The organism is Streptococcus sp. IsoGale022 (genome assembly GCF_031142805.1).
GTDB classification, from domain to species: Bacteria; Bacillota; Bacilli; order Lactobacillales; family Streptococcaceae; genus Streptococcus; species Streptococcus sanguinis_A.
Map to the genome: position 1 here is coordinate 47,811 of NZ_JAKZJI010000019.1, position 9,148 is coordinate 56,958.

Sequence of the window (9,148 nt, forward strand, 5' to 3'; positions counted from 1 at the left end):
GTCTCCAGGCCAAAACACTTGGTAATTCATGGTGGCAAAAAGTCGTTGACTGGGTAATGCGAGTTCAGAACAGTCTTAATTTTTTTCAATTGGAAGGTGATTATAATCAATATGAAATACAAGAAATTATTACTTCTAAGCGTAGCTGTTTTCAGCCTTTCAGCTTGTTCTACGAACAGCAAGAGTAATAACAGCAGTACTGGAGGTAATCAGCCTAATTCTTCTGTGTCTCAGGAAAAATCGGTTTCTAGTCAAGTAGCAGAAAACAAGGCAGAAGAAGTCAAAAATATTGACGAAAATGTTTCTTATAACGGCAGCTACTACAGTGTCAAAGGGAAATATGATGAGATTCTCGTTGTCAATAAACACTATCCTTTGTCTGCTTCCTATAATCCAGGTGAGAATGCGACTGCTAAAGCAGAATTGCTCAAACTGATTGCAGACATGCAGGCACAAGGCTATGCTATCAGCGATCAATACAGCGGTTTTCGCAGCTACGATACTCAGACAGAACTCTATCAAAATTATGTCAATCAGGATGGTAAGGCTGCTGCAGACCGCTATTCGGCTCGCCCAGGCTACAGTGAGCACCAAACTGGTTTGGCATTTGACTTGATTGATAAAAATGGCAATCTCGTACAAGAAGCGGGAGCAAGTCAGTGGCTTCTAGATAACGCCTATAAATACGGTTTTATCGTTCGCTATCTAGAGGGTAAGGAAGGTTCAACTGGCTACATGCCTGAAAGCTGGCATTTACGCTATATTGGTCAAGAAGCCAAGGAAATTGCTCAATCAGGTAAGTCTTTAGAAGAATATTTCGGCATTACTGGCGGTGATTACGAAGAATAATCATCCTATTATCCGTTACAAGGAGGAAGAAAATGAAATTTTTTGTTACCAATCCCAATAATGATTTTGCAGAAACACCTGTGCAAGAAGAAGGCAGAATCATCCATCATCTGCATCTTGCTAAAGGAAAAGAAGTACCAGAGCACAGTGCTGATGCACTAGTAACAGTCGTTTGTTTATCAGGAAATGTAAGCTTTTCTGCTGGAGAGCATACTGTACGGCTGGTGGCAGGTTCCTTTCTAACGATGGAGCCCAATGAGCTACACAGCCTAGTTGGAGAAGAAGATAGTCACCTCTTGGTTATCAAACAACTCAAATATTAATAAATACAAAAATACTAGAAGTTGGAATAAATGCTTCTAGTATTTTTTACTACTTTTTAACACTTATTCATTTCTGTACATAAAAACCCACAAGCAAAAAATCCGCAAACAGATTCTTTGATTCTTAAAACAAACTTAATATATGCTTAAAAAAGCCTTAAGATAAGCTTAAAATAAACTTAAAGCAAAAATAAGGAAAATAGAATTTCTCTATGAAAAATGCTTTTATAAAGAAAAATTAAAAATAATTTACAATATGTAAATCAAATTATAAACATTATTACGAACTTTTAGTTCGGATAAAAAGCAGAATATAATTATTTATCACCATATAATAATAACAACCAAACAAAAATACGAACTATAAAAAAATACCCATAAAAATAATTTACAGGTTGTTAACTAAAATGCTTGCATTCAAAAATTTCTTGTGCTATAATTCGAATTGAGGGTGAGATATGCATAAAAAAGTATTTTCAAGCATATTGACTACTTGCTTTCTTAAACAAATGATATAAAAACATTTATGGTGCAGCCTTTATTTAGGTGGAGTCACTAACTAGTGATTCGAGTTTTTACCATTTGCTAAAGATGGAGTGGTCAGCTGCCAGCTGGCATTTTTTGAGAAATTCTTTTTTATGAAGTTGTGCACAAAAGATAAATTCCCCCCACAAAAATATGAAGTGATGTTGGTCACTTTGGAGGTTTAATTAATATGAACAATCGTTTCAGACTCTTATCAAGATCTGTTGTGGCTGCAGCAGCTTTTATTCCAGCAATTGCTCTTGCGAATAATGTTGAAGCACAAGATTATGGCTATGGTTATAATTACTATCAACCAGGCTATAATTACTGGAATGGCGGCTATAACAATTATAATTATGGCTACAATAACTATTATTATCCAAGCTATAATAATTGGAACTATGGTTACAACAATTATAACTATGGTTACAATAACTTCAATTATGGCTATAACTACGGCTACAATGGCTATAATTACAACTATGGTTATAATAACTATTATCCAGGCTATAACAACTGGAATTACAACTATAGCAACAATTATGGCTATAATGGTTGGAATAATTATAACAATCTTGCAAACGATGAAAACTACATTTACTGGAATGGTAACCATTACTACCGTATGACAGATGGTTCTTACCGTATCTATCGTGATGGTGAGTGGAAGCCATTGACAAATACTAACAATAACAGCACATCCAATAACAACTTGGAAAACGATCCGCATTATCGTTATGAAAATGGTTATCATTACTATGTATTGGATAATGGCGACTATTACTACTATCAAAATGGTAAGTGGGTGTTTGTTAAGGATTCCGCTGATAACTCAACTAATCCAACAACTCCAAGCCAGCCGGAGGAGCCAAAACCAGAAGTTCCAACTCCGACTCCAGCGGAACCAGAACAACCAACGCCAGCTCCTACTGATAAACCAGATGAGCCTACTACACCAGCAGAACCAAAACCAGAGGTACCAAGTCAACCAGAAACTCCAAGTGTTGATTTGCCAGAAAATCCTCCAATTGGTGGTGCAGAAGGTGAGTTTGATCCATTTGCTCCTAAACCAGAGCAACCAGCAGAACCAAAACCAGAAACTCCAACAACACCTGCTGTGCCAGAGACTCCTGGTTTGGTAACAACTGATAAACCAAGTGAAGATCAAATTCCTCCATATGTTGAAAAACCAGCAGAAGGTCTTGAGCACTTGGCATGGGCACCGAATGGACGAGTTCCCAAATTGATTTACCCGTCTGGAAAACCAGGTGACAAAGCTCTTGAGAAAGATCCAAACTACTACTACGACGGAAGCACTCATTACTACTACGTGCCTTCTGATTCAGAACGTACAGGATATTCAGCGTATTGGAAATGGTTTGGTGACAAATGGAAACTGCAAGGCATGACTGATCCAAACGATCCAGCTCTTGATCCTAAACTTCACGAAAACACTGCAGATGATGAATACATGTACAGTGATAAAGACTCTAGCGTGAAATTGTACTCAACTAACCTAGTGACAACTGCTAAAGCAGGTCAACCGCTGCCATTCAAGAACGTTGAAGAGTTCAAGAACTACGTTATCGAAAAGATGAATCCTAAGTTCCTTGATAACGCAGGATGGGATGCCAAAGTTGAATGGGAAATCGAAGATCCAGAAATCTTTGAGAATACTAAAGAAAACCCATATGCTAAGGATTATGTCTTGATTGCAAACCTTAAGAGTGGTGTTGAGGATAAGAAATACAGTGATGTAGAATTTGGTTACGTTAAGTTTGTTTACCGTGTTGAAGCAACAAACGATACAAACTATGACTATGTTTCAAAAGCTAAAGAAGCTTTCGCTAAAATTAATGAAGAGCGTAAAGCTCAAGGCTTGAAAGAGCTGACTTGGTCAGAAGACATTTATCAAAATCAAGCACTTCCAAAAGTAAATGAAATCTCACGTCAATACGATAGCTCAGGCTTTGTTGGACGTCGTGATGAAGATGCATCAGTTGTCGTTAAGAAATGGGCTAACAGCGGTCTGAGAGAATTGCTTCTTGATCCTAACGTAACTGAAGGTGCAGTAGCGACAGTTGTAGACGGAAATGGTGTTTATTACTGGGCTTACAGCTATAAATAATAAGGAAGTATCTTCCTAAACATCTGTGCTCTTAATCTTTGGTTGCATATAAACTACACTCCAAAAGTTGGATTTAACCTTCTGACTTTTGGAGTTTTTTTGTTGAGTTAACTAGGAAGCAAAAGTAGCAGGTGTGAAGAAAGTTTAGAGTTTTAAAAAGGCGAAAAGAAATTTTTGAGTACAAAAAAAGCACCGATTGGTGCTTATGATTATTTGAGACCGTATTTTTTGTTGAAACGATCCACACGTCCATCTGCTTGAGTGAACTTTTGACGTCCAGTGTAGAATGGGTGTGAGTCTGATGAAATTTCTACACGGATCAATGGGTAAGTTTCACCTTCGAATTCAACTGTTTCGTTTGAACGCTTAGTTGAACCACTAAGGAATTGGTAGCCGGTAGAAGTGTCCATGAAGACAACTGGGCGGTATTCTGGATGAATATCTTTTCTCATTTTACAAAAATTTCCTTTCTGCCATGGTCTCTTTGCGAGCCATAGATTAGTTACTTTGATAGTTTATCAAATTCTGGTTGATTTGACAAGACTTTTAGACTAATTTCTTACTTTTTTGCCAATTCTTTCATCTCGGTGTAGATTTGCTCAATTTCTTCTTTAGAAAATGCATTGGCTCCACTGGCTAGTGGGTGTCCTCCGCCATGATGATTTTTAGCAATACCGTTGATAGGAATAACCTTGCTGCGCATGCGGACACGGTAGTGACCTTCAGGCTGCTCAACAAAGATAGCCCACAGACCGACTTCTTCAATTCGTCCAGGTGCCCCGACAATGGCTGCAGTATCAGCATCAGTCAGTTGATAGGCTTGTAAAACTTCCTGAGGCAGAATGACCCGCGCAGTACCATTTTCATCTATTTCCAATTGCTCATATACATAGCCCTGCAGTTTAGCGACTTGGCGGCTGATAGAGTCCATTTTGCGAGACAAGGCTGATAAGTCGAAATCGTACTGGCGCAGCTTGGCAGCTACTTCGAATGTGCGGGCGCTAGTAGAAGGATAAAGGAAGCGGCCAGTGTCTCCGATGATACCAGCATAGAGGAGTTCTGCAGCTTCCTTGCTCAAGTCTAAGTCATTTTCAAAGGCAAAGAGAGCGATCATCTCACTGGCACTGCTAGAGCTTGTATCAACTAGAGAAATATCTCCGTAAACCTCATCGTCAGGATGATGATCGATTTTGATTAGGAAGTCGCCTGTCGTGTAGCGTTGGTCGTCAATACGGGCTGTATTAGCGGTATCACAGATGATGACTAGGGCCTCTTGGTATTCTTCGTCTGCGACTTGGTCCATTTGTGCTAGCCACATGAGATTGGGCTCATCGTAGCCTGTCACTTTGATTGTCTTTTCTGGGAAGTGGTACTGAAGCAGCTTTTGCAGTCCGACCTGACTGCCAAGCGCATCGGGATCAGGCCTCATATGGCGATGGATGATAATAGTATCATATTCTTTGATCTTACTTAAAATATCATGATAAAGAGTCATAAATAACCTCGTCAACTTTCTTTACCCATTGTAGCATAAGAGTTTTTATTTTTAAAATAAAAAAGATATGATATAATGAGAGCAGATTAGAATTTGGAGGAAACTATGACCTTAGCGAAAATTGTATTTGCCAGCATGACTGGAAACACCGAGGAAATTGCTGATATTGTGGCGGATAAGCTAAGAGACCTGGATGTAGAAGTTGAAGTGGACGAGTGCACCACTGTCGATGCAGAAGATTTCTTGGAAGCAGATATTGCGATTGTAGCGACCTATACCTATGGTGATGGTGAGCTGCCTGATGAGATGATGGACTTCTACGAAGACTTGTCCGGATTGGATTTGTCTGGCAAGGTCTACGGAGTAGTCGGTTCAGGCGATACTTTCTATGACGAATTCTGCAAGGCTGTCGATGACTTTGATGCTGCCTTTGCTGCTACAGGAGCACTTAAGGGCGCAGAAAGTGTTAAAGTGGACCTATCTGCGGAAGATGATGATATTGCACGCTTGGAAGCTTTTACAGAAGGCTTGGTTAGTAAAGTTTAAAGTGATAGATAGATGAAACGGCTGCGGCCGTTTTTTTGTGCGAAAGTGTTATTTTCTGACAATTCTCATGATTAGGAGTATAATGTAGGTAAGCGCTATCCATCAGATAAAGGAGGAGTTCCTATGAAAGAACGCGACTATGCCTTTGGCTTTCATGATGATGTCAAGCCGCTCTTTTCGACTGGTAAAGGCCTGACAGAAGAAGTAGTTCGAGAAATCTCAGAAATCAAGAATGAGCCCCAGTGGATGCTGGACTATCGTCTGCGCTCTTTGGAACTCTTTCATAAGTTCCCTATGCCCGACTTTGGCCCTGATTTGTCAGGGATTCGCTTTGATGATGTTATTTATTATCAAAAGCTAAGCGGAGATAGGGCTCGCAGTTGGGATGAAGTCCCAGAAGAGATTAAGAAAACCTTTGACCGCTTGGGAATTCCAGAAGCTGAGAAGCAGTTTCTATCTGGAGCAGTTGCTCAGTATGAATCTGAAGTGGTTTACCACAATATGAAAGAAGAGTTTGCCAAACTGGGGATTATCTTCACTGATACTGATACGGCTGTCCAGGAATATCCGGACTTGGTCAAGCAGTATTTTGGTACTGTGATTTCAAATGCTGAGCATAAATTTTCTGCGCTTAATAGTGCGGTTTGGTCTGGAGGAACCTTTATCTATGTACCCAAGAACGTCCAGTGCCAAGTTCCTGTTCAGACCTATTTTCGTATCAATGGTGAAAATGCCGGCCAGTTTGAGCGCTCCTTGATGATTATCGAGGAGGGTGGCTCTATCCAGTATATCGAGGGTTGTACAGCACCGACTTACACAAGCAATAGTCTTCATGCGGCAAATGTCGAAATCATTGTCAAAAAGGATGCCTTTTTCCGCTATACGACCATTCAAAACTGGTCGGACAATGTCTATAACCTCGTAACGGAGCGGGGGATTGTTGAGGAGGGCGGCACCTTAGAGTGGATTGATGGTAACTTAGGCAGTAAGGTCAATATGAAATATCCCTGTAGCATTCTTAATGGCCGAAATGCACGGACTTCTGTCCTCTCTATGTCCTTTGCCAACTATGGTCAGCACTTAGATGCGGGCTGCAAGGTTTTTCATAATGCGCCCAAGACTTCCAGTACCTTGATTTCTAAATCAGTGGCCAAGGATGGCGGCAAGACAGACTATCGTGGGCAGGTTCGCTTTGGCAAGAATAGCGCTGGCTCCAAATCTCATATCGAGTGCGATACCATTCTGATGGATGGTGAGTCCAGTTCCGACACCATTCCTTTTAATGAAATCCATAATTCAAATGTAGCGTTAGAGCATGAAGCCAAGGTTTCCAAAGTGTCTGAGGACCAGCTCTACTACCTGATGAGCCGAGGCATTAGTGAAGAAGAAGCCACAGCTATGATTATCAACGGATTTATGGAACCCATTACCAAAGAACTTCCAATGGAATACGCCGTCGAACTCAACCAACTCATCAACATGAGTATGGAAGGATCGGTTGGTTAAAAAGGTCCAGTGGACCTTTTTAATCTGCTGATGAGAATTCGCAAAAGCGAGTTCCCTTTAATAAGGTCCAGTGGACCTTTTTAATATTTAGATAGGGACTCGGCTCTGCAAGTTCCCCTTAATCCGAGGTCCTTGAAACCTTTTTATTTAGAATTAAACTAGAAAATTTTACTATATTTTGATATGATAGATAGGATACAAGGAGGAAGTAGATGACGTTAGAAGAAATCAGACAGGAAATTGATCAAGTTGATGATGCAATCGTTGCCCTGCTGGAGCAACGCATGAATCTGGTTGGCCAAGTCGTGGCTTTAAAGAAATTAACAGGCACAGCTGTCTTGGATAGCAAGAGAGAAGATGTGATTTTTGCCAGAGTGGCGGATAAGGTTGAAAATAAGGACTACAAGGAAACTGTTGTTGCGACCTTTTCTGACATTTTAAAACGTTCGCGTGAATTTCAAAATAAAAAGCTCTAATGAAAGAAGTACAGAACTCGATAGCTGTGGCTTTATCTGCGATGGTAGGCGGTTGGCTACGTTACCAAGTAGCGCTCATATCAGTGTTTGATGATTCATTTCCGCTGGCTACCTTACTGGTCAATTATTTGGGAACTTTTTTGCTGGTCTATATCATCAAGGGCTATCTTAGCAGTAAAGTTAAGTCTCAGCGCCTAATTCTAGCGCTTTCAACCGGTTTTTGCGGAGGTTTGACGACTTTTTCTGGTCTTCTGCTAGACAGTATCAAACTAGCAGATTCAGGGCGCTATATGGAGCTTCTTATCTATCTAGTCTTAAGTGTAGGTGGTGGACTTGCAATCGCCCTATGGGCTGGAAAGCAGGTGAAGTCATGATGTGGGCGATATTAATCTGCTGCGGCGCTGGTTCTCTTGTGCGTTATGTTTTCTCCAAGGTCAATAGCAGAGCATATCTGCCGATTGGGACTTTATTGGCAAACCTGCTAGGTGCTTTTTTATTGGATATTTTTATAATCATATAGAAGACAAGCAGCTTTATGTCATTTTAGCAACAGGCTTCTGTGGTGGACTGACGACCTTTTCCACCTTGAATGCTGAGTTGGCAGAGCTCTTTTCGGAGCGAAAGAAATTTGTTCTCTATTTGGCTTTGACCTATATCCTCGGATTTTTAGCGATTCTTTTGGGAATTTTCATTTAAATATCTTTACATTTTTAGAAATTTTGATATAATATAGTTTGTGCCTAATGGAAGCACAAAAAACGGCTAATCCGCTGCGGTCATGAACCTTAAGATTAGTAAGATAGGAGTAGAAAAAATGAATCCATTAATCCAAAGCTTGACTGAAGGTCAACTTCGTACTGACATCCCTGCATTCCGTCCTGGTGACACTGTCCGCGTTCACGCGAAAGTTGTCGAAGGAACTCGCGAACGTATCCAGATCTTTGAAGGTGTGGTTATAGCTCGTAAAGGTGCTGGTATCTCAGAAACTTACACCGTTCGTAAAATTTCTAACGGTATCGGTGTTGAACGTACTTTCCCAATCCACACTCCACGTGTTGACAAGATTGAAGTCGTTCGTTACGGTAAAGTCCGTCGTGCTAAATTGTACTACCTTCGTGCACTGCAAGGTAAGGCAGCGCGTATCAAAGAAATTCGCCGTTAATCTTAGAAAGACTCTGTCGTTGGGCAGAGTTTTTCTCTAAGTCCCCTTAGTTCAATGGATATAACAACTCCCTCCTAAGGAGTAGTTGCTGGTTCGATTCCGGCAGGGGACATGGATATGAAAAAAACTACGTCATTT

10 protein-coding genes, 1 tRNA gene and 1 pseudogene are annotated in these 9,148 nt (G+C 40.5%); 10 read left to right on the forward strand and 2 right to left on the reverse strand.

All coding sequences use genetic code 11. The features are described 5' to 3' along the window. The first annotated feature begins 111 nt into the window (after positions 1-111). From ldcB to RG608_RS09730, 3 genes are all read left to right on the forward strand, one after another. Complete coding sequence (gene ldcB, locus RG608_RS09720; protein WP_268687816.1) at positions 112-849, forward strand: LD-carboxypeptidase LdcB/DacB; 738 nt, start codon at positions 112-114, stop codon at positions 847-849. A 32-nt stretch (positions 850-881) separates the two neighbouring features. Further along, the gene (locus tag RG608_RS09725; RefSeq protein ID WP_268687817.1) at positions 882-1,172 is read left to right on the forward strand and encodes an AraC family ligand binding domain-containing protein; all 291 of its coding nucleotides are present in this window, start codon (positions 882-884) and stop codon (positions 1,170-1,172) included. Positions 1,173-1,887: 715 nt separating this feature from the next. Then, entirely contained in the window at positions 1,888-3,825 is a 1,938-nt protein-coding gene (locus RG608_RS09730) for a CAP domain-containing protein (protein WP_268687818.1), read from the forward strand. Between the two features lie 209 nt (positions 3,826-4,034). Here RG608_RS09730 and RG608_RS09735 read toward each other — a convergent pair whose 3' ends face one another. Next, the gene (locus RG608_RS09735) at positions 4,035-4,277 is read right to left on the reverse strand and encodes a type B 50S ribosomal protein L31 (RefSeq protein WP_002895374.1); all 243 of its coding nucleotides are present in this window, start codon (positions 4,275-4,277) and stop codon (positions 4,035-4,037) included. 107 nt (positions 4,278-4,384) lie between these two features. Continuing rightward, a complete protein-coding gene (locus RG608_RS09740) occupies positions 4,385-5,320 on the reverse strand; it encodes a bifunctional oligoribonuclease/PAP phosphatase NrnA (protein WP_268687819.1) in 936 nt (311 codons plus the stop codon). Between the two features lie 105 nt (positions 5,321-5,425). Here RG608_RS09740 and RG608_RS09745 point away from each other — a divergent pair, with 105 nt between their 5' ends. The 7 genes and pseudogenes from RG608_RS09745 (at position 5,426) to RG608_RS09775 (ending at position 9,122) form a co-directional block, all read left to right on the forward strand. Next, positions 5,426-5,866, forward strand: coding sequence for a flavodoxin (locus RG608_RS09745; RefSeq protein WP_268687820.1), 441 nt, complete (start codon positions 5,426-5,428; stop codon positions 5,864-5,866). A 123-nt stretch (positions 5,867-5,989) separates the two neighbouring features. Then, a complete protein-coding gene (gene sufB, locus RG608_RS09750; protein WP_308946921.1) occupies positions 5,990-7,372 on the forward strand; it encodes a Fe-S cluster assembly protein SufB in 1,383 nt (460 codons plus the stop codon). A 212-nt stretch (positions 7,373-7,584) separates the two neighbouring features. Next, positions 7,585-7,848 (forward strand): chorismate mutase, encoded by a 264-nt coding sequence (locus RG608_RS09755; RefSeq protein WP_002930629.1) that lies wholly within the window; start codon positions 7,585-7,587, stop codon positions 7,846-7,848. Further along, positions 7,848-8,222 carry a fluoride efflux transporter CrcB gene (crcB, locus tag RG608_RS09760; RefSeq protein ID WP_308946922.1) on the forward strand — a complete coding sequence of 125 codons (375 nt, stop codon included), beginning with the start codon at positions 7,848-7,850 and terminating at the stop codon, positions 8,220-8,222. Before RG608_RS09755 ends, crcB (RG608_RS09760) begins: the two co-directional genes overlap by 1 nt. After that, positions 8,219-8,544 (forward strand): annotated as a pseudogene (gene crcB, locus RG608_RS09765) (fluoride efflux transporter CrcB). The gene crcB (RG608_RS09760) and the pseudogene crcB (RG608_RS09765) overlap by 4 nt, the downstream one beginning before the upstream one ends. A gap of 118 nt (positions 8,545-8,662) precedes the next feature. Further along, entirely contained in the window at positions 8,663-9,010 is a 348-nt protein-coding gene (rplS, locus tag RG608_RS09770) for a 50S ribosomal protein L19 (RefSeq protein WP_009660455.1), read from the forward strand. A gap of 40 nt (positions 9,011-9,050) precedes the next feature. After that, positions 9,051-9,122 (forward strand) — tRNA-Arg (locus RG608_RS09775). Positions 9,123-9,148 lie beyond the last annotated feature (26 nt).

Coding starts and splice junctions, on each gene's coding strand:
- ldcB (WP_268687816.1), top strand. CDS start 112: ATGAAATACAAGAAATTATTACTTCTAAGCGTAGCTGTTTTCAGCCTT.
- RG608_RS09725 (WP_268687817.1), top strand. CDS start 882: ATGAAATTTTTTGTTACCAATCCCAATAATGATTTTGCAGAAACACCT.
- RG608_RS09730 (WP_268687818.1), top strand. CDS start 1,888: ATGAACAATCGTTTCAGACTCTTATCAAGATCTGTTGTGGCTGCAGCA.
- RG608_RS09735 (WP_002895374.1), bottom strand. CDS start 4,277: ATGAGAAAAGATATTCATCCAGAATACCGCCCAGTTGTCTTCATGGAC.
- RG608_RS09740 (WP_268687819.1), bottom strand. CDS start 5,320: ATGACTCTTTATCATGATATTTTAAGTAAGATCAAAGAATATGATACT.
- RG608_RS09745 (WP_268687820.1), top strand. CDS start 5,426: ATGACCTTAGCGAAAATTGTATTTGCCAGCATGACTGGAAACACCGAG.
- sufB (WP_308946921.1), top strand. CDS start 5,990: ATGAAAGAACGCGACTATGCCTTTGGCTTTCATGATGATGTCAAGCCG.
- RG608_RS09755 (WP_002930629.1), top strand. CDS start 7,585: ATGACGTTAGAAGAAATCAGACAGGAAATTGATCAAGTTGATGATGCA.
- crcB (WP_308946922.1), top strand. CDS start 7,848: ATGAAAGAAGTACAGAACTCGATAGCTGTGGCTTTATCTGCGATGGTA.
- rplS (WP_009660455.1), top strand. CDS start 8,663: ATGAATCCATTAATCCAAAGCTTGACTGAAGGTCAACTTCGTACTGAC.